At 57.2% G+C, this 20,060-nt stretch carries 16 protein-coding genes, 11 tRNA genes and 2 riboswitches; of the genes, 7 read left to right on the top strand and 20 right to left on the bottom strand.

Annotated elements, in window-relative coordinates; translation table 11 throughout:
- The coding region (locus ACLBWT_RS23150) for a hypothetical protein (RefSeq protein ID WP_447665413.1) at positions 1-337 on the top strand (337 nt) is incomplete at its 5' end.
- Between the two features lie 63 nt (positions 338-400).
- On the opposite strand, the gene ACLBWT_RS23145 is transcribed toward ACLBWT_RS23150, so the two are convergent.
- The 6 genes from ACLBWT_RS23145 to gcvH all read right to left on the bottom strand — a co-directional run bounded on the left by ACLBWT_RS23145 (position 401) and on the right by gcvH (position 8,480).
- Entirely contained in the window at positions 401-2,428 is a 2,028-nt protein-coding gene (locus ACLBWT_RS23145) for an ABC transporter ATP-binding protein (protein WP_447665412.1), read from the bottom strand.
- A 21-nt stretch (positions 2,429-2,449) separates the two neighbouring features.
- Complete coding sequence (locus ACLBWT_RS23140; RefSeq protein ID WP_447665411.1) at positions 2,450-4,195, bottom strand: ABC transporter ATP-binding protein; 1,746 nt, start codon at positions 4,193-4,195, stop codon at positions 2,450-2,452.
- A gap of 733 nt (positions 4,196-4,928) precedes the next feature.
- Entirely contained in the window at positions 4,929-5,438 is a 510-nt protein-coding gene (locus tag ACLBWT_RS23135; protein WP_447665410.1) for a DUF4188 domain-containing protein, read from the bottom strand.
- A 144-nt stretch (positions 5,439-5,582) separates the two neighbouring features.
- Positions 5,583-6,119, bottom strand: coding sequence for a TetR/AcrR family transcriptional regulator (locus tag ACLBWT_RS23130; protein WP_447665409.1), 537 nt, complete (start codon positions 6,117-6,119; stop codon positions 5,583-5,585).
- A gap of 174 nt (positions 6,120-6,293) precedes the next feature.
- Entirely contained in the window at positions 6,294-7,763 is a 1,470-nt protein-coding gene (locus tag ACLBWT_RS23125; RefSeq protein ID WP_447665415.1) for a DHA2 family efflux MFS transporter permease subunit, read from the bottom strand.
- A gap of 327 nt (positions 7,764-8,090) precedes the next feature.
- Positions 8,091-8,480, bottom strand: a complete 390-nt coding sequence (gene gcvH / locus ACLBWT_RS23120; protein WP_447665408.1) for a glycine cleavage system protein GcvH — start codon at positions 8,478-8,480, stop codon at positions 8,091-8,093.
- A 167-nt stretch (positions 8,481-8,647) separates the two neighbouring features.
- Positions 8,648-8,747: riboswitch (glycine riboswitch) on the top strand.
- Between the two features lie 3 nt (positions 8,748-8,750).
- Positions 8,751-8,857: riboswitch (glycine riboswitch) on the top strand.
- Between the two features lie 211 nt (positions 8,858-9,068).
- Here gcvH and gcvT point away from each other — a divergent pair.
- From gcvT to ACLBWT_RS23100, 4 genes are all read left to right on the top strand, one after another.
- A complete protein-coding gene (gcvT, locus tag ACLBWT_RS23115; protein WP_447665407.1) occupies positions 9,069-10,193 on the top strand; it encodes a glycine cleavage system aminomethyltransferase GcvT in 1,125 nt (374 codons plus the stop codon).
- 10 nt (positions 10,194-10,203) lie between these two features.
- Complete coding sequence (gene gcvPA / locus ACLBWT_RS23110) at positions 10,204-11,583, top strand: aminomethyl-transferring glycine dehydrogenase subunit GcvPA (RefSeq protein ID WP_447665406.1); 1,380 nt, start codon at positions 10,204-10,206, stop codon at positions 11,581-11,583.
- A gap of 38 nt (positions 11,584-11,621) precedes the next feature.
- Positions 11,622-13,079, top strand: a complete 1,458-nt coding sequence (gene gcvPB / locus ACLBWT_RS23105; protein ID WP_447665414.1) for an aminomethyl-transferring glycine dehydrogenase subunit GcvPB — start codon at positions 11,622-11,624, stop codon at positions 13,077-13,079.
- 297 nt (positions 13,080-13,376) lie between these two features.
- Positions 13,377-14,210: a lipoate--protein ligase family protein gene (locus tag ACLBWT_RS23100; RefSeq protein ID WP_447665405.1), complete on the top strand. Its 834-nt coding sequence runs from the start codon at positions 13,377-13,379 to the stop codon at positions 14,208-14,210.
- A gap of 1 nt (position 14,211) precedes the next feature.
- Here the strand turns inward: ACLBWT_RS23100 and ACLBWT_RS23095 are convergent, their stop codons facing one another.
- Positions 14,212-14,670, bottom strand: a complete 459-nt coding sequence (locus tag ACLBWT_RS23095) for a hypothetical protein (RefSeq protein ID WP_447665404.1) — start codon at positions 14,668-14,670, stop codon at positions 14,212-14,214.
- 129 nt (positions 14,671-14,799) lie between these two features.
- A complete protein-coding gene (locus ACLBWT_RS23090; protein ID WP_447665403.1) occupies positions 14,800-14,925 on the bottom strand; it encodes a hypothetical protein in 126 nt (41 codons plus the stop codon).
- 295 nt (positions 14,926-15,220) lie between these two features.
- Between ACLBWT_RS23090 and ACLBWT_RS23085 the strand changes: the two genes are divergently transcribed.
- Both ACLBWT_RS23085 and ACLBWT_RS23080 read left to right on the top strand, forming a co-directional pair.
- The gene (locus ACLBWT_RS23085) at positions 15,221-16,576 is read left to right on the top strand and encodes a dipeptidase (protein WP_447665402.1); all 1,356 of its coding nucleotides are present in this window, start codon (positions 15,221-15,223) and stop codon (positions 16,574-16,576) included.
- A gap of 300 nt (positions 16,577-16,876) precedes the next feature.
- The gene (locus ACLBWT_RS23080) at positions 16,877-17,944 is read left to right on the top strand and encodes a YheC/YheD family endospore coat-associated protein (protein ID WP_447665401.1); all 1,068 of its coding nucleotides are present in this window, start codon (positions 16,877-16,879) and stop codon (positions 17,942-17,944) included.
- Positions 17,945-17,946: 2 nt separating this feature from the next.
- On the opposite strand, the gene ACLBWT_RS23075 is transcribed toward ACLBWT_RS23080, so the two are convergent.
- The 12 genes from ACLBWT_RS23075 to ACLBWT_RS23020 all read right to left on the bottom strand — a co-directional run bounded on the left by ACLBWT_RS23075 (position 17,947) and on the right by ACLBWT_RS23020 (position 20,043).
- Positions 17,947-18,717, bottom strand: coding sequence for a YheC/YheD family protein (locus ACLBWT_RS23075; RefSeq protein ID WP_447665400.1), 771 nt, complete (start codon positions 18,715-18,717; stop codon positions 17,947-17,949).
- Positions 18,718-19,041: 324 nt separating this feature from the next.
- A tRNA-Gly gene (locus tag ACLBWT_RS23070) sits at positions 19,042-19,115 on the bottom strand.
- Between the two features lie 15 nt (positions 19,116-19,130).
- A tRNA-Pro gene (locus ACLBWT_RS23065) sits at positions 19,131-19,207 on the bottom strand.
- Positions 19,208-19,216: 9 nt separating this feature from the next.
- Positions 19,217-19,293, bottom strand: a tRNA-Arg gene (locus ACLBWT_RS23060).
- Between the two features lie 7 nt (positions 19,294-19,300).
- A tRNA-Gly gene (locus ACLBWT_RS23055) sits at positions 19,301-19,375 on the bottom strand.
- A gap of 3 nt (positions 19,376-19,378) precedes the next feature.
- A tRNA-Leu gene (locus tag ACLBWT_RS23050) sits at positions 19,379-19,465 on the bottom strand.
- 51 nt (positions 19,466-19,516) lie between these two features.
- Positions 19,517-19,602, bottom strand: a tRNA-Leu gene (locus ACLBWT_RS23045).
- Positions 19,603-19,622: 20 nt separating this feature from the next.
- Positions 19,623-19,695, bottom strand: a tRNA-Lys gene (locus ACLBWT_RS23040).
- A 4-nt stretch (positions 19,696-19,699) separates the two neighbouring features.
- Positions 19,700-19,774 (bottom strand) — tRNA-Gln (locus ACLBWT_RS23035).
- A gap of 11 nt (positions 19,775-19,785) precedes the next feature.
- Positions 19,786-19,861 (bottom strand) — tRNA-His (locus ACLBWT_RS23030).
- Between the two features lie 18 nt (positions 19,862-19,879).
- Positions 19,880-19,952: transfer RNA gene (locus tag ACLBWT_RS23025), tRNA-Thr, on the bottom strand.
- A 14-nt stretch (positions 19,953-19,966) separates the two neighbouring features.
- Positions 19,967-20,043 (bottom strand) — tRNA-Asp (locus ACLBWT_RS23020).
- Positions 20,044-20,060: the final 17 nt, after the last annotated feature.

The following is a 20,060-nucleotide window of genomic DNA, read 5'->3' as shown; positions in this document are numbered from 1 at the left end:
GCTCATTTATAACGTTGACTTGCTTCACTCGTTGTTCAGTTTTCAAAGAACAAATTCAGTTGCGATCGCCGGTACTGCTTGTCCGTTTTTCGCGTCCGTACCGTGTATCTCTCGGCCGGAATTAGAATATACCATGGACACCTACGATTGCGCAACCCCTTTTTTAAAAAAAAATGAAAAACCTTTTAAATCATGCCCTTCTTCCCATCCATACATTCCAAATCAAGATTTGAAATCAAGATCCTTGGAATCCATGTTGGCTCCCCCTTCTCATATACCAAGGCCTGCAGCAGAAACCCTGTGCTTGCTGGCTTCAAACGCCATGGCTGAGCTTTAAAACAGAATTAAAAAAAAGGGGCGACGCCCCTTTTTGAATGAAACACCTTCTATAAGAAAGACTTCAGGATACCTGCGCCGAAGCCGGACTTCCCGACTGCAGCTGATACATGGCGTAGTACTTGCCGCCCTGCTGCATGAGGCTCTCGTGATTGCCGCGTTCGACGATGCGTCCGCGATCCAGCACGAGGATCTGATCGGCTTCCCTTATGGTAGACAGACGATGCGCGATGACAAACGTCGTGCGGCCTTGGCTGAGTACGCCAAGCGCCTTTTGGATGACCGCTTCGGTCTCGGTATCGATGCTCGCCGTCGCCTCATCCAGAATGAGGATAGCGGGATTGTAGGCAAGCGCGCGTGCGAACGATATCAGCTGGCGCTGTCCGGCAGACAGCGTGCTGCCCTTCTCGATGACAGGCTCGTCGATTCCATGCGGCAGACGCATGAACATCTCGTACGCGCCTACGTCGCGCAGCGCCTGCACGACCTGCTCCCGCGTAATATCCGGGTTGCCCAGGCTGACATTGGATGCGATCGTACCCGTGAAGAGGAACGGATCCTGCAGCACGATGCCCATATGCTGGCGCAGCTGCTGCTTCGGAACGTCGCGGACATCCATTCCGTCGATCGTAATCCGGCCATGCTCGATGTCATAGAACCGGAACAGCAGGTTGAGGATGGAGCTTTTGCCGGAGCCGGTATGCCCGACGAGGGCGACCGTCTGTCCCTGCGCGGCGGCAAAGGAAATGTTGCGCAGAACGTTCTCTTCTTTCTTGTAAGCGAAGGTCACGTTCTCGAAAGCGACTTCTCCTCGATAGCGAGGCATCGTGCCGGAGGAAACCTCCGTTCCCGGTTCGTCCATCAGCTCGAACACCCGTCCGGCCGATATCCTTGCCGTCTCCAGGTTGGTGAGCTGGTTCACGATGCCCACGATCGGCTGGAACATGCGGTTCATGTAATCGATGAAGGCGTACATGATGCCCACGGTTACGGCCGCTCCGAGATCCCCTCCCCAGAACATCCAGATGACGGCCAGGAAGATCAGGTTCCGCACGACGTTCACAAGGTTGTGGGAAGTCCACGAATTGAGCTTGAGCAGCTTGATCTGGAAGGAGTAGAACTCATCGTTCATTTCCTTGAACTCCTTCGCCGTGCTGCGCTCGCGGCGGAAGACTCGGATGATGCTCATCCCCTGGATCGATTCGTTGATCATGGCGTTGATATCGCTGAGCTTCGCGCGGATGACGCTGTTGTAGCGGCCGGCCAGGCGGCGATAGAAGACGATCCAGACGAAGAGGATCGGAAATACGGGTATGGCGAACCAGGCTACCGTAGGGCTGAGAATGAACAGGGCGCCCAGAATCGCCGCCATATATACGATGCCCGAGAAGAAGTTGGCCAGCACGGCGACGAACAGCTCCCGGATCGATTCCGTATCGTTCGTAATCCGCGATACGACCTTGCCCGCGGGCAGATTGTCGAAATACTGGACCGGAAGACGCTGCGTATGGGCGAATACATCCTCGCGCATGCGCTGCACGATGCGGTTCGCAGTCGTCTGCAGCAGCAGCTTTTGGCCGTAGGTGAAGATGGCTGCGATGACCAGCAGGCCGAAGTATGCGGCAGCAAGCACGAGGAGCGGATTCAGCTCCGGCTTGTAGAACGCATAGACCTCATCGCGGGACATGCTGGCGGCGGGATAAGCCTGCTTGCTGCCGTCTGCCGAAGTCAGCAGGAGCTCGCCGTTTTCCACCTTCCGCTTGCCTTCCGGCAACGTTCCTTCGATCGCATAGAAGTTGCTGCCTTCCTGCACGATATTCAGCTGCGGGCCGCTGCTCTCCAGGCTGTCCGCACGGTCGGAGCGGACGTACAGGTTCCCGTTGTAGGGGACGCTCCCGTCTGCCGCCGATTCCACGGAAATCCATGGCTTCTCGATGCCGAGGATATTGTTGTCGATCATCCGCTTCGCGAGCAGCGGACCGACCATTTCGGCGCAGACCGCGAAGGTGAGCAGAATAAGGGCTAACACGATCTGTTTTTTAAATAGGAGAGCGTACTGCAGCAGCCGCTTGCCTGTTTTCGGTTGATTCACTTGTTTTCACCTTCTTTGCGATTAAGATTGAACGAATGCTTCGAGCTGCTGCCGGTCGTATTGCTCCCGGTACCAGCCGCCTTGCTGCAGAAGCTGCTCATGGGTGCCTTCCTCCACGATCCTGCCGTCCTCCATGACGAGAATCAGATCGGCGTGCTGGACAGCCGACAGCCTGTGCGTCGTAATGATTGTCGTTTTGCCTGCCCGCTCCGTGCGGATGCCCTCGATGATCTCGGCCTCCGTCTTCGCATCGACGGCCGACAAGGCGTCGTCAAGCAGCAGAATCTCCGGATCGGCGATGAGCGCCCGCGCAATGCTGACGCGCTGCTTCTGCCCTCCGGAGAGAGCGACGCCCTTCTCGCCGACGAGCGTTTCCAGGCCATCGGGAAGGAACAGCACATCCTTGGCAAAGGAAGCGCGGACGAGCGCGCGCTCCAAATCCTCCTCCGTTGCCCCATGGGCACCGAATAGGATATTCTCGCGGATCGTTCGGGAGAACAGGATCGGCTGCTGCGGCACATAGCCGAACCAGCCCAGAAGGCGGTCGAGCGGTATTCGATCGATGGAAACTCCGCTCACGGCAACGTCTCCTCTGCCTGCCGGATATTCCCGGATGAGCTGCTTCAGTATCGTCGTTTTGCCGCTTCCCGTGCGCCCGACGATGCCCAGCGTCCCGCCGCGAGGCAGCCGGAAGCTGACATTCGAGAGGTTATCCTCCTTGGAGGAAGGATAGCGGAATGTGACGTCGGAAAACATGATTTCGCCCGGCTGCTCCACTTGTACGAGCTCGCCTTTGTCCTCGACGTCCGCAGGCGTGTGCAGCGTTTCCTCCACGCGGTCGAGCGAGGCGCTGCCGCGCTGCATGACGTTGATCAGCTCGCCGATGGCGAACATCGGCCAGATCAGCATGCCGAGGAAGATGTTGAAGGAAATGAGATCGCCAAGCGTGATTTCACCCTGGAATACGAGTACTCCGCCATAAACCAGGCCGATAATGTAGCTCAGTCCGACCAGGATCTTGTTCACCGGCTCGAACAGCGCGTCGACGCGAGCGACCGCGATGTTGCGGCGGAGCACTTCGTTCGTCTTGGCATGGAACCGGTCCCGGTCCGCTTCCTCCTGCACATAGGCGCGGACGACGCGTACGCCGGATACGGATTCAAGCACTTCGTCATTGAGCTCCCCGAAGGCGTCCTGCGCCTTGATGAAGCGGTCATGGATCATGCGGCCGAAGACAGCCATCAGCAGCGCGATGATCGGCAGCGGCAGCAGAGCTGCCAGCGTCAGCTTCCAGCTGATCAGGAATATCATCATGCCGAGCAGCGTCAGCATCCACACCGTGGAATCCACCAGCGTCAGTATGCCGAAGCCGGCCGTCATCGAAATCGCCCACAGATCGTTCGTCGAGCGGGCCATGAGGTCTCCCGTCCGGTTGCGCTCGTAGAAAGTCGGGGTCATTCTCATGAACTGGCCCATCAGCTTGCCCCGAAGCAGCCGCTCCAGCACGTTGGCTCCGCCGAACAGGCGGGACATCCAGCCGTACGTGATGAGATAGCTGGATACCGTGATGGCCAGCCAGCCTGCCACGATCCAGTAAAAAGTAGAATCCGCAAGCCTTCCCTGGCTGATTCCATCAATGGTGTAACCGAGCAGACGCGGAGGAATCACCTCCAGAAAGCCGACGAAGATCAACAAGCCGACAGCCAGAGAGTAGCGCCGCCACTCCATCTTGAAATACCAGCCCAGCTTGCCTATTACACTAAACATTGGACACCTCCCCAATCCTTTGAGCCGTTACGGCTGCTTGAGGTTCGAGCCGCTATGCGCTCTTTCCCGCGCTGCCTGAACAGGCTCTGTCATTTTCTCTCTCCAGCGTGATGCAAAGTGCCCGATGCCCATTAAAAAAGGCGCGCCGCCTGTAAGCGGTGCGCCCTGCATTTCGCCGACGGATGCCCGCAGGCAAGGAGATAGGGAATCCTTGCCGCGGCGGCCATTCCGGTCGCGGAACGTATAGAGGCGCACGATTACAGGAACGTAACCGTGCGCCTGATGATTAACGGATCATCAGCGAGGCATCGGATTACGCTTGGTGCGAGCATCGTCAGGTTTGATCATTGCTAGTGCCATGCTTCGCATCCGTAATCCTCCTCGAAGGGCGTTCAGCCCCATCCTTTTGCTCCGGTCCATACCCGAACCGAAGAGCACTTTGCCAATGTATCATCGCCCCGCCAAAAAAGTCAATGGACTGGAGCCGGTTAGTTTGACTATAGGCGATTTCAACCTGCGCTCACATCGCCGGCGTACAGATCGCCGGAAGGACTGCGCTCATTGTTGGATGCGTTTGCCTGCGTCCGTCGAGCCTTCCTCCGCTGGGGTCGGCCTTCTTCCTCAATCATCATCCTTCCTCTTGCGGGATGACTATATCTTTGAAAATAGCGGTCGGCCGGGCAAGCGCTGGGCCCATTCCAGCACCGGCCGCAGAAATTTCCCCCTTCCCCCTTCAGGCATGAGGGTTGGGCGGGGACGGCACGGCTGGAGCAGAATCCCCGCCCATTCTGCGGCGCGACGTCTCCTTGCGGCCGGTTGCGGGGACATGCCTGCCCGCTTTGGCGAGTCCCATGACCGGCATGTTTCCGTAGACCGCCTCATGGTTTCCGGGCTGGATCACATACGTTTCATGGAAGATGCCGACCGACCCGTCCGTTCCAACGGAACGGTTGAACTTCTTCCATGCCTCCAGATGAATGCCGCCCCGCGCATATCGCTCCAGCTGTTCGTAGGATCTCCAGTACTGCAGCAGCACAGGGCCGCGCGCGCCCAAGTACATCTCATGGCTGATGAAGCCCGTATCCGCATTGGCGTACAGCTCCCGCAACATCGGCCCCATCGAGCGGACTACCGGCAGCCACTTGCGCACGGCCAGCAGCTTGTTGATCCTCATCCCGATGACGAACACAACGAACGGGCCATCCATTTCCGCAGTAAACCTTCCTGATATCGCTTTAGCCATTCCTTTCACTCTCCTTTTATTTATCAGTCAATAAATTATCAGGGATAAAAAGAACCGCTGGTTAAGCGGCGCTCCTCATTCCCGGAAACAACTCGTTGAACTCTTCTTCCATGCTCAATCAGCTTCGAAGGCAGCGGCCAAGCTTCAGCAATCCAAGCTCTCCTCCCAAGGCAGCAGCTGTTTCAGTCCTGTCAGCTCGGACAGGGCGATGGCTAGCCCGAGACCGATGAACTGGGTCGCGCGGAAGCCCGGGAACTCCAGGCCTGCCCGTTCAAAACGGACCTTCAAGCTCGCATGAATGACGGCAAACTCTTCCCGTACATATTGGCGGATGCCCGGCTCCGGTATGGAGTGGGCCGTCATGCAGAGCAGCACTTCGCTGCGGAAGCCTCCCTCCAGCAGCTCCTGGAACGCATGGCCCATCGCCTGCTCGAGCTCGCCGGGAGGCGCCTGAACCGCCTCGAACGCTCCGCGGATCTGCTGTGCCGCCCTCTGCAGGACGGACATGTAGAGAGCTTCCTTCGTCCGGAAAAAATGAAAGACGTACGGCTGGGTAACGCCGACCGCGGAAGCCACATCCGCCGTCGTTGTTTTGTAATACCCTTTCTCGGCAAACAGCGCGGCGGCAGCGCTCAAAATCTGCTCCTTGCGTCCTGCCGCCTGTTCCTCTCTCGGTGTCATGAGTTACTTTACCTTCCCTGTTCTGTACAATTTATTGATCAATAAATAAGATATCCTCTTCCTGCAAATCTGTCAATCCATCCAGCCAAAAAAAATCCTCCGCTCCAAGGAACGCAGGATAACACTCGCGCGTCTACGCGCGAGGTGCATGGCATGCCGGGCGTGTCGGTGGGCTCAATGTCCGGCGTGATGGACTTGCTCCTGCTTCTCGACTTTCACCCGCTTGATGAACAAGGAACAAACGAAACCTAACACGGCAAAGATCATGACGAACAGAAAAGCATTTTGAACTCCCTGGGTCATGGCCGCAGGAACGGTCGACAGATCGGCGGGCGAATGCTTGCCGTCCGCATAATAAGCCTTGCTGCCCGCCGTCATGATGCTGATGGCGAGCGCCGTGCCGATCGCACCCGCAACCTGCTGCAAGGTGTTCATGATCGCTGTTCCGTCCGGATAGAGCTCCCGCGGCAGCTGGTTCAGCCCGTTGGTCTGGGCCGGCATCATGATCATGGATATGCCGATCATCAGAAGGCTGTGCAGGAGGATGATCTCGCCCTTGGACGTGCCCGTATTGATGCCCGTCAGCAGCCAAAGCACGACGAACACAAGCACCAAGCCCGGCAATACGAGCCAGCGCGGACCGTATTTATCGAACAGCCTGCCCATGACCGGAGACATGATGCCGTTGATCAGTCCGCCGGGAAGCAGCAGCAGTCCCGCCGCGAGCGGCAGCAGGCCGATGCCGGCCTGCAAATACAAAGGCAGCAGAATGACGGTGGAAAGAATGATCATCATCCCGATGAAGATCATCAGCGTGCCGAGCGTGAACATCGGGAAGCGGAATGCCCGCAGATTCATCATCGGCTGCTTCATCCGCAGCTGGCGGACGGTGAACAGGATCAAGGCGACGATGCCGACGGCGATGCCGATAATGACTTTCGGGCTGCTCCAGCCATGGTCGCCTTCTCCTGCGCTGCTGAAGCCGTAGACTATGCCTCCGAAGCCGAGGCTGGAGAGCAGGATCGAGAAGATGTCAATGCGCGGACGGGCAAGCTCGGAGACGTTTTTCATGAACATCAGGCCGAACAGAAGCGCGACGACCAGAAGCGGCAGCGCCGTCCAGAAAATCGTTCTCCAGCTGGCATACTCGAGGAACAGGCCGGCTATGGCAGGCCCGACCGCTGGCGCGAACATGATGACAAGCCCCATCATGCCCATTGCCGCTCCCCGCTTGTGCGGCGGGAATATAACCAGTACCGTATTGAACATCAGCGGAATGAGCAGGCCGGTGCCGACCGCCTGGACAAGCCTTGCAATGAACAGGAAAGCGAAGCTCGGCGCGCTCGCCGCGATCAGCGTGCCGGCAATCGAGAATACGAGCGATGCGGTGAACAGCTGGCGCGTCGTGAACCATTGGAGCAGCAGACCCGAGATCGGTACGAGAATCGCGAGCACAAGCAGAAACCCGGTCGTAAGCCACTGAATCGTGGCAGGCTCGACCTTGAACGTGCTCATCAGCTCATTCAGCGCGATATTGAGTGCCGTTTCGCTGAACATGCCGATGAATCCGGCAAGCAGCAGAGCGGTCATGATCGGAACAACCTTGAAGGAATTTCCTTCTTGAGGAGCAGCGGCTGCTCCCATTGTTTTTTCCATTCTGATTTCCCTCCTGGGACAGGTTCTCCCCGTCATTTATCTCTTTTAGTTTCCGACCCCTCCATCGGTTCCATTCACAAGCACAGGCTTGAATTCCTCCACGAGTCGGAACGGCCGGATGTCCTTGTTCGTCATCGCGAGAATGACGGCTCCGAATGAGAACGATCGGTCTAGTCTTGAAACCACAAAAAAGGCATCCGGTCAACGGACCGGATGCCTGTAGTCAATCATTACCGAGCCGCGCATGGGAAAATGGACATCCGCAAGCGGCAAAAGGAGAGCGCGGCAACGCGCCCTCCTCCGCTGCATGGGAGCCTAGTCCGCCAGCTTGGCGTAAGCTTCCGCGTCCAGCAGCGCCGCTACCGCCGCCTTGGCGTCGGCGCCCGTGTCGATCTCGATCATCCAGCCGCCGGCAAAAGGATCGGTGTTGACGAGCTCCGGCGAGTCGCCCAGCTCTTCGTTGACGCGGACGACCGTTCCGCTGACGGGGGAGTACAGGTCGGACACCGTTTTGACGGACTCGATGGTCCCGAGGGGCTGTCCCGCTTCAACGCTGTCTCCAGCCTGCGGCAGCTCGACGAACACGATGTCACCGAGCTGATGCTGGGCATGGTCCGTAATGCCGATCCGAACAATCGTCTCTCCTGCCGCTTCCGCCCACTCATGCTCCTCCGTATAGCCCAATCCTGCGCGAATCTCACTCACTGGACGCTCATCCTTTCCCATCATGGCCTGGTTTGGCAATCTATGCGCAAAGCGTAAACGATGACGGGCGCTGTGTCAACATAACTCACTCGGCATGTCTTTTAAGCTGAAATTCTGTTGACACAGGGTCGTCCCATCTGTAAAACTGGTTGTAACTGAATATGCGGATGAACGCAACGGGAGAGATCGCCGGTACATGAAGCGGCGCCGAAGGAGTAACCCTGCCCGGCAGGGGAATCTCTCAGGCAGAAGGACCTTTGCGGGACGCGCCTCTGGAGAGAACGGAAGCTTGCGGCCCCGCCGCTTCGCCGACGTCACCCAAGGGGAAACCTGCGGAGACGAATGCGCAGGGTAACTCTCAGGTACCAAGGACAGAGCATGGATGACACGTTAAGCATGGCTGCGAATTTTTTTGCAGCCGGCGCAAGCGTTGTTTTTCCTGCGCTGTCCTTTTTGCTTTTCTCCCTCTCATTAGTGCGCCAAGGAGGGCTTCTCCATCAGTCGGGCGTTGAATGCTTGCAAGGGGAAGATGAACAATCAGCGAACAGGCTTTACTTTCGAGTACGAGCATACAAAGGGAGGACTACCATGGCCAATCTGCGCACGACCCCGCTCCATTCCCTCTACAAGGAATACGGCGAAGCCCGCTGCATCGACTTCGGCGGCTGGGATCTGCCGGTTCAGTTCACCGGCATTCTGAAAGAGCATGAGGCTGTCCGCCAGCGTGCCGGGCTGTTCGATGTGTCCCATATGGGCGAGTTCCTCGTCACCGGCCAGTTCGCCGGCGATTTCCTGCAGCGCGTGACGACGAACGACGTGTCCAAGCTGAAAGACGGCTCCGCCCAATACACGCTCATGTGCTATCCGGACGGAGGCGTCGTCGACGATCTGCTCGTCTACCGGATCAGCGAGGACCAGTACATGCTCGTCGTCAACGCTTCCAACATCGGCAAGGATCTCGATTGGCTGCGGGAGCATCTGATCGGGGACGTGACGGTGGAGGACCGCTCCGACGATACGGCGCTGATCGCTCTGCAGGGTCCCCTTGCAGGAGAAATACTGGACCGCTGCACAGATACCGGCTGGAGCGGGCTGAAGCCGTTCGAGTTCCTGCCGAAGGCGGCCGTATGCGGCGTCGAGCTGCTGCTCTCCCGCACCGGCTACACCGGAGAGGACGGCTTCGAGCTGTACGCGCCGGCCGCCGACGCCGCCAAGCTGTGGCGCGCGCTGATGGAAGCCGGCGCTCCGCTCGGCCTCGAGGCCGCCGGTCTCGGCGCGCGCGATACGCTGCGCTTCGAGGCGAGGCTGCCGCTGTACGGCCAGGAGCTGTCTGCGGATATATCCCCTCTGGAAGCCGGACTCGGATTTTTCGTGAAGCTGGATGCAGGCGACTTCATCGGCCGCGACGCGCTCGCTGCGCAGAAGGAAGCCGGGGTGCCCCGCAAGCTTGTCGGCATCGAGCTGCTGGAGCGAGGCATCCCGCGCTCCCATTACCAGGTCTACGCCGGAGAGCAGCTGATCGGCGAGGTGACATCGGGCACCCAGTCGCCGACGCTGAAGCGCAATCTCGGACTCGCGCTGCTCCAGGCCGAGCATGCCGCGGTCGGCACCGAGGTGGAGGTCGACATCCGCGGCAAGCGGTTGAAGGCAGCTGTCGTCAAAACCCCTTTCTACAAACGAAACGCGGCATCGCCCGCATCAGCCAAGGAGTGACAAACCCTTAATGACGACCCAGCATCGCTACATCCCCATGACCGAGCAGGACCAGCAGGAAATGCTGCAGACGATCGGCGCGGCCACCCTGGAAGACCTGTTCCGCGATATTCCGCAATCGATCCGCTACAAGGGCACGCTGCCGATGTCGGGCGCGCTCGACGAATGGGCTCTCCTCCGCCATCTGAAGGAGCTGGCCGGCCGCAACGCCGATCATGAAACGACGACGAGCTTCCTTGGCGCCGGTCTCTACGACCACCATATTCCCGTCGTCATCAACCATATGATCTCCCGCTCGGAATTCTATACGGCTTATACTCCTTATCAGCCGGAAATCAGCCAAGGCGAGCTGCAGGCGATCTTCGAGTTCCAGTCCTACATCTGCGAGCTGACCGGCATGGCTGTCGCCAACGCCAGCATGTACGACGGCGCGACCGCCTTGTCCGAGGCGGCGGCTCTTGCCTCCGCCCATACCCGCCGCAAGCGCATCGTCGTCTCCAGCGCCGTGCATCCAGAGGCGCGCGAGATTTTGCGCACAAGCGCCCACGGCCTCGGGCTTGAGCTCGTTGAAGTCGGGTTCCAAGGCGGCGTCACCGACCTGGAAGCGCTCCGCTCCGCCGTCGCTGGCGGCGAGACTGCCGCGGTGCTCGTGCAGTCGCCGAACTTCTTCGGCTGCATCGAGGATCTCGCGGCGATCGAGCCGATCATCCACGAAGCCAAAGGGCTGCTCGTCGTGAGCAGCAATCCGCTCTCGCTCGGCTTGCTGGAATCCCCCGGCGCGCTAGGCGCCGACATCGTCGTCGGCGATGCCCAGCCGCTCGGCATCCCTTCCTCCCTCGGGGGACCGACCTGCGGGTTTTTCTCTGTGGCCGAGCCGCTCATGCGCCGCATGCCGGGACGCATCGTCGGCCAGACCAAGGATCTCGACGGCAAGCGCGGCTTCGTGCTGACGCTGCAAGCCCGCGAGCAGCATATCCGCCGCGAGAAGGCGACATCCAACATCTGCTCGAACCAGGCGCTGCTCGCCCTGTGCGCTTCCATCTATCTCAGCGTGATGGGCAAGCAGGGCATCCGCGAAGCCGCCGAGCTCAATATCCGCAAATCGCATTACGCCTCCAAGACGCTTGGTTCGGTGGAAGGAATCGGTCTGCCGTTCGGCTCCGCTCCTTTCTTCAATGAATTCGTGGTCTCTCTGCCGGAAGGCGTATCGGCCAAGGAGCTGAACAGCAAGCTGCTCGCCGAGGGCTTCCTCGGCGGCTTCGATCTCGGCTCCGCTTACCCGGAGCTGGAGGGCCATAGGCTCGTCGCCGTAACCGAGAAGCGCACGAAGGAAGAGATCGACGCATTCGCCGCCGCGCTTGGCGGCCTGACGAAGGAGGCGCGCGCATGAGCAGCCATGAACAACTGAAGAGCGCCGGAATCATCGATGTGAAACCGGAGAAAGCGCTCATTTTCGAGATGAGCCGTGAAGGCCGCAAAGCCTATTCCCTTCCTGTCTGCGACGTGCCGGATGAGGAAGGGCTCGAGGATCTGATCCCTTCCTCCCTGCTCCGCAAGCAGCCGGCTTCCCTGCCGGAAGTGTACGAGGTGGACGTCATCCGCCATTATACCGAGCTGTCCCGCCGCAACTTCGGCGTCGACAACGGCTTCTACCCGCTCGGTTCCTGCACGATGAAATACAATCCGAAAATCAACGAGGATGCGGCGCGGCTGAACGGCTTCGCCCGCATCCATCCTTACCAGCCGGAAGAGAGCATCCAAGGCGCGCTGGAGCTGTTGTACGTGCTGCAAAACGATCTTGCCGCGCTTACCGGCATGGATGCCGTTACGCTGCAGCCTGCTGCCGGAGCCCACGGCGAGTGGACCGGCCTCATGATGATCCGCGCCTATCACGAGAGCCGCGGCGAGAAGCGCACGAAGGTCATCGTGCCGGACTCCTCGCACGGCACCAACCCGGCCAGCGCCACGACGGCCGGCCTGGATACGATCACGATCAAGTCCAATGAGCGCGGACTTGTCGATCTCGACGCGCTGCGAGCTGCAGTCGGCCCTGATACAGCCGCCCTCATGCTCACGAACCCGAGCACGCTCGGCCTGTTCGAGGAGCAGATCGTCGAGATCGCCGCCATCGTGCATGAAGCCGGCGGCCTGCTCTACTACGACGGAGCGAACTCCAACGCCATCATGGGCATTACTCGCCCGGGCGACATGGGCTTCGACGTCGTGCATCTCAACCTGCACAAAACCATGAGCACGCCGCATGGCGGCGGCGGTCCCGGAGCTGGTCCTGTCGGCGTAAAAGCCCATCTGACTCCGTTCCTTCCGAAGCCGGTCGTCGGCAAGCGCGATGACGGCAGCTACTTCTTCGACTTCGACCGTCCCGCTTCCATCGGCCGCGTCAAATCGTACTACGGCAACTTCGGCATATTGGTCCGCGCTTACACGTATATCCGCACCTACGGTCCGGAAGGGCTGCGACGCGTCTCGGAATGCGCCGTACTGAACGCCAACTACATGATGGCGCGCCTCTCGGAAGCCTATGAGATTCCGTACCCTGGCGTCTGCAAGCATGAGTTCGTCATGTCCGGCCGCGGACTCAAGGAATACGGCGTGCGCACGCTCGACGTCGCCAAGCGGCTGCTCGACTTCGGCTATCACCCGCCGACCATCTACTTCCCGCTCAACGTCGAGGAATGCATCATGATCGAGCCGACGGAGACCGAGAGCAAGGAAACTCTCGACGCCTTCATCGACACGATGATCCGCATCGCCCGCGAAGCGAAGGAAACGCCGGAGCTCGTGCAGAACGCTCCTTATACGACCGTCGTGCGGCGGCTGGACGAAACCCAGGCTGCCCGCAAGCCGGTGCTGAACTGCTCCTGCTAGAAGGCCTGGATACAAAAAAAGCTTTTCCCGGCACTGCCCGGGAAAAGCTTTTTTACATGGCTGCGCATGTCTGGCTCTACCTGCTTGAACCTGTGATGTCCAGCATCTCGATAAGAACGGACGGCCAATCATCCGGGTGGAACTCATGTCCGGCTCCTTCAACATAGTTGATCAGGTGCTGTTCCCGCCTTCAGATTCGTCGCCAGACATAACGGGCAACTCTTCATGAAGGAGATAGGACGAATATGTTAAAGTGTATGGAAACGATCCGGTTGTTAAGGAAGGAAAAAGATTGCCATGATACAAAAAATTTATCCCGGCCTGCTTTTGCTTGACCGCATGGATGATTGGGCGGAGCCGGACGTGCTCCACTCCTTTGCATTGGACGAGCTGCTCTGCCGCCAGACCGGTCTCGACGGCGTCCCCGTTCTTCATCTTTGGCGCCACCCTTCGGGCTTCGTCATGGGACCGCGCGACAGCCGGCTGCCGGAGGCCGCGCTTGCCTCCAAGGAACTTGAGCGCCTCGGGCTTTCAGTCGCTGTCCGCAACTCCGGCGGGGCAGCCGTGCCTCTTGATCCCGGAGTCGTGAATATTTCCCTTATCCTGCCTCTTCAAGGCAGCGCCTCGGTCCGGTTCAACGATGATTTCCAGCTGATGTACGAGCTGATTGCCGCCGCGCTGGATGGCTTCGGGGCCCGTGTCGACAAAGGTGAAATCTCGGGAGCCTACTGTCCCGGAGACTACGATCTCAGCATTGATGGCCTCAAGTTCTGCGGCATCGCGCAGCGCAGGCTCGCCCGCTCCTACATCATACAAGCTTTCGTCAATGCCGGAGGCTCGGGAGCCGAGCGCGGCCGCCTCGTACGTCAGTTCTACGATACTGCCGCCGGCAGCTCGGACACCAATCTCAGTTATCCGCTTGTGGAGGCCGGCACGATGGCAAGCTTGGAAGAGCTGGTCGACGGCCTTTGGCCGGATCCGGCCCGCCTGTTCGCCGAAGCCGCCGCAGATGCTGCCTTTGGCAGCGGCAGCCATGCCATCTTCCCTTCCGTCCGCATGCCGGCGAACTCCACCATCCGCGAGCTGGCGCATTCGCTGCGCAGCCGTTATCCGATCGGCCGTCGGCCGTAACTCAGAGGCTTTTCCCGCCACGAATGACATAAAGGGCGGGAGAAGCCTTTTCACGATTCGGCATAACCGAATCGTATAAGCCGGAATTGACAACTGCATAGTGCCGATCAGGAGAATCGCCATCTTTATGCGGCCATTTCTTGTCAAAGCTCTTCAGTTGCTCGCCTATTTGAGCAAGCAGGTGGGCATTGGCAGCAGGTACGGCAGCCGGGTGGTCCGACGTCTTTCGATTGCTCTCGTATTCATGGTCCGACGTCATTCGATTGCTCTCGTACTCATGGTCCGACGCCTTTCGATTGCTCTCGTATTCATGGCCGGACGCTTTTCGATCGCTTTTAGTTTCGTTGCTCCATGCCTTTCTATGGCTTTCCGATTCGTGGCTCCACTCCTTTCGATCCCTTTCCGATTCTTGACCCCATTCCATGGTTGGGGCGGCATAATAATTCCAATCGTTTATCATAAGTCACCTGATTTCCTGATTTGATTTTGCTAATTAAGCGCACAAAAAAAGCCACGGACTCCGAGTCCGTGACTTCATCAATGGGCCGTGCGGGCAGCTCCGTCCTACAAGCCATGCCGCCGCATCGTCCTACTCATGGTCCGTGGAGACCTCCGGGAATGACGCTTCCCGGTACGTGACATATTCAGTTGGTGCATCGTTCCTGCCCGCAGCATTGCTAGCTGCCGTCATCGCCATTCCGTTCATGACCGTCATCTCCATCAGCCTCCCTTCAATTTGCTTTCTGTGGTCATTGTATGGCGCTCAAGCCTGTCCCGTCAATCCATATGGACGGTAGAAAATGCTTTAGGCTTTTTTAGCCTGCTTTTTTAGCCTGCTTTTTTAGCCTGCTTTTTTAACTTAACGGGGAACGGCCGTACTCCCCGAACATTAGCTGCGGCAATGATCATACGGAGGTTTATTCCCTGCACCTGCTCAGGTTATAATAGAATCACACGGCTTTCATGCCGATGCTGTCCGTGACGCTACGGATTCCAGGAGGTACATATCGATGTCCTATTCCGAATATTTCGCTTCACGCCGGGAAGAACAGCTGGAGGAATTGAAGCAGTGGCTTCGCATTCCGAGCATCTCGGCTCTATCCGAGCATAAGCAAGACATCCAGTCCGCAGCCGCTTGGCTGGCCGACACGCTCAAGCGCGCAGGACTCGAAAATATCGAGATCATGCCGACGGCGGGCAATCCCGTCGTCTATGCCGATTACCTGCATGCCCCAGGCAAACCGACGATTCTGGTCTACGGCCATTACGACGTCCAGCCGGTCGATCCGCTGAACCTGTGGACGAGTCCTCCGTTCGAGCCGGAGATCCGCGGAGACAAGCTGTACGGCCGCGGCACGACCGACGACAAAGGCCAGACGTTCATCCATATCAAAGCGATCGAAGCGATACTCAAGCAGGAAGGCACGCTTCCAGTCAACGTCAAGCTTTGCATTGAAGGCGAAGAAGAGATCGGAAGCATCAACCTGCCTCCATTCCTCGAGACCCACAAGGAAAAGCTCGCATGCGACGCCGTTCTCGTATCCGATACCTCCCTGCTGGAGCGGGGACGCCCTGCCATCTGTACCGGCCTTCGCGGCCTTGCCGGCATGGAGCTGACCGTATCGACGGCCAACACGGATCTTCATTCCGGCTCCTACGGCGGCGCGGTACCGAATGCCCTGCACGCGCTCGTCTCGCTGCTGGACTCCCTGCATGACGAGAAAGGCAAGGTCGCCGTGGAAGGCTTCTACGAAGGCGTTCCGGAGCTGTCCGCTCTCATGCGGGAAGAATTCGCCAAGCAAGGCCTGGATGAGAACAAGGTTCGTGAAGGACTCGGCCTGGACGCTCTGTACGGCGAAGAAGGCTATTCGTTCGTGGAACGTGTCGGCGCCCGTCCTACGCTGGAACTTAACGGCGTGTACGGCGGCTTCCAGGGCGAAGGCAGCAAAACGGTCATCCCCAAAGTCGCCCATGCGAAGATTACTTGCCGCCTTGTAGGCAAGCAGGATCCGCAGCTGACGATGGACCGCATCGAGAAGCACCTGAACGCGCATATCCAACCAGGCGCGCGCTTCGAGCTCAAGCGGAGCGAGGGTGCCTTCGCCTTCAACATCGATCCTTCCCATCCGATTCTGCAGACGGCTGCGGACGCTTACGGAGCGGTGTACGGAACCCGTGCCCTGTTCACCAAGGACGGCGGCTCCATTCCGATCATGGCAGCCTTCTCCCGCGTTCTCGAATCCCCGGTCGTACTGATGGGCTTCGGACTGGACGACGAGAACCTCCATGCTCCGAACGAGCATTTCAACCTGGAAAACTTCGACAAAGGCCTGCTGACGGTCGTCGAATTCCTGAAAACCGTATAAAATGACAACAAGCCTGCCCATCGTCAAGATGGACAGGCTCTTTTTAATTTTGGACAGGATATAGACTTTCTCCACCATCCCATCTATAGGCTTTTCTCGTTGCGGAGTTCATGTCGTATAAGTAAAAGCATGTTCCCGCGCTTCAAAGAAGGCAAATGGCAGGCTTATCCTTTTTTTTATCCAACAATCCCTTTGAGCACCAATTGTCCATAGCGTAAGCACCTGCGCATGAATAAGCTAAAACAATTCAATATCTGCTTATCCAAAACCCGGGAGGCCCTTATGCTTAATATAGGAGTTATGGCAAGAAGGAAAGGGAAATCCTTTTTTGAATCCGGCTATTTCCGACATTTGCATGAAGAAGGAGAGAAGCTCGGTTTAAACGTCTACTTTTTCGGACATGAGGATGTTCATGTAACCAAACGTCTCGTAGACGGGTATGTACCGGAAAGAAATGGAGGATGGGTAAAAAAGCCGTTTCCATGGCCGGATATCGTCATCGACCGTTACCGCAGCGGATGGACGCCATCCTTCAAGAAGCTCCGTAACAGCGGACTGCTTCGCATCGCCAATCCAAAATTTACGACCAAGAACAGGGCAACGAAGCTCTTTTTGGATACGAAAAGCATGAGGAAATGGATTCCGGAAACGAGACCTTACCATGCATCTACGTTTAAAGAGATGATTAAAACTCACCCTATACTCTATTTGAAACCTGCAAATGGAACCGGCGGGGCTGGTGTCGTCCAAATAAGAAAGAGGGATTACGGCATCTCCGCCCAGTTCCGTACTCGGGCTATGAAAATTGGGAAGAACAGGTTCCCGACGATTGAGAAAGCCGCAGCCGCCATGAACCGTTGGGTAAAGAAGGAGAATATCCGTGGAGGAACATTTCTGCTGCAGCAAGGGCTTGATCTGGAGCTGGCTCAAGGCCGGTGGGCGGACATTCGGCTATTTATTCAAAAGAACGGTTCCGGCAATTGGGAAGTGACAGGAATCGGGGTACGTCAAGCGGCGGAGGGAAGTCCAAATACCAATTTGATCGCCAAGGGAAATAAAGGTTATCCGTTCCAATCCTTTATGGCAAAGCATTTCGGGGAAGAAAAAACGCGCCAAATCCGGCTTGAATGCGAAGAGCTCGCTCATGAAACAGTACGGGTTATCGAAAACCGCTTCGGAAGCATGATGGAATTCGGGATGGACATCGGAATCGATCGAAGCGGGAACGTGTGGCTGCTCGAAGTCAACCCGAAGCCCTGCAAAGATATCATGTGGAAAATCGGCGAGTACCAAAATTACCTCAAAGCGGTGCGCCGGCCCCTTCAATATGCCAAATACCTGGCAGACAATACGAGCGGCACACCGTAGGCTTAGTCATTCGCTTTCTTGATTCTCCTTTTGCTTCGGGCTAAGCGATACTCGGAGACGGTTTGTTTGATCAGCTTGAAATAAGTTCTGTCCTTCAGCCTGCTGAATAAAGCATGGGACGGGTAATCGAAATTCACTTCGATAAGCCATAGCCTCCCAGAGCGATCGGCTGCAAAATCGATCCCGATCTGATAGGAATATTTATATCTGTCAAATCGCCGGCAAATTCGCTGACTGCTGAGCACAAGCTGATCCTTGAACCGTTTCCTCTCTTCCTCATTCCAATTGAAGGCCTGTTTCAGCACATCATCCATAGCTCTTACACGGCCTCCCCGGCTCATGTTTGTTACGATGCTCCCGTCAGGGGCTACTTTTGCGAGCATTCCGCAATAACGCCACTGGTCCGATGCGTCCCGAATCATCATGACCCGAATGTCGAATGGCCTCCCGCCTATCCTCGCCAAGGGGATCGTCTTCTGCAAAACATGCTGTTTCTCTCCCGTATGGCTTCGTATGGCGTTATACAACGCTCCCGCATTCCCGTACCGCCGGATTCCGCCTTTCACAACCACGAATGAATAGACACTTCCATTTTTCCATGCCTTTATGATTCCTTTTCCCTTATGCTCCATGTTGGGTTTGATATAGACGCTGCCGTACTGTTCGAGAAACCGTTCAAATGTAGTCCTGTTGAACAGCACGGTGGGAGGCAGCAGCTTTTTGATTTGCTGATCCTTGGCGTAGAATTGATGCAGGCCCCATTTTCCCGGCATTTGAAATCTTCTCCCCTCATCAACGATTGCATTGCAGTTTATGCATGCGCTAATGCAAGTGGAAGGTTGTTTTCAAGGCAAGTAGGGAAATTGACATCTGGAAATAATGATCAGCTTTCGTCCTGAATTCAGCCTCATTGCTGCAGCACTTTGGAGAATTCACGGCTAAATTCGGATAGTTATGGCAAGAGTTGTCGGATGTGCCCCAAATATCTGAATGGCAATGAACCGACTGTACAGGACAGCCAGCAATTCGGCTTTGCAAACCTAGCTGAAAATGCAAAAAATCCCCGCCTTTCGGCAGGGATGTCTCGATCATATGTATGGAGCGGGTGATGGGAATCGAACCCACGCTATCAGCTTGGAAGGCTGAAGTTCTACCATTGAACTACACCCGCGGAGAAGATAAAAAATGGTCGGGATGACACGATTTGAACATGCGACCCCCTGGTCCCAAACCAGGTGCTCTACCAAGCTGAGCTACATCCCGATATTTAAATGGCGTGCCCGGAGAGATTCGAACTCCCGACCTTTTGATTCGTAGTCAAATGCTCTATCCAGCTGAGCTACGGGCACATAATTATGGAGCGGAAGACGGGAATCGAACCCGCGACCCTCGCCTTGGCAAGGCGATGCTCTACCGCTGAGCCACTTCCGCAGATGGTGCGGTCAAGAGGACTTGAACCTCCACGTCATTGCTGACACTAGAACCTGAATCTAGCGCGTCTGCCAATTCCGCCATGACCGCATGTTAAGAAGATATTGCTGAGTGTTTCATTCACCTGGCAGGGTGAATAATTGGTGCGGTTGAGAGGACTCGAACCTCCACGGGCTTGCGCCCACTACCCCCTCAAGATAGCGTGTCTGCCATTCCACCACAACCGCATATAAAGTTAGGAAAAAAGTGAGCCATGAAGGACTCGAACCTTCGACACCCTGATTAAAAGTCAGGTGCTCTACCAACTGAGCTAATGGCTCTTAATGGCTGGGGATTCAGGGATCGAACCTGAGAATGACGGAGTCAAAGTCCGTTGCCTTACCGCTTGGCTAATCCCCACCAAGAAGCAATGGGGCGATCGAGGGGAATTGAACCCCCGAATGCCGGAACCACAATCCGGTGCGTTAACCACTTCGCCACGATCGCCATGTAAATTTGGTCAAATGCCGCCGAGAGGACTTGAACCCCCAACCTACTGATTACAAGTCAGTTGCTCTACCAGTTGAGCTACAGCGGCAAAATGATCAAAAATGGCGGAGCTGACGGGATTCGAACCCGCGGTCTCCTGCGTGACAGGCAGGCATGTTAGGCCTCTACACCACAGCTCCATATTGGTTGCGGGGAC

The organism is Paenibacillus sp. D51F (assembly GCF_053345695.1).
This window is presented reverse-complemented; position numbering and strand designations above follow the sequence as displayed.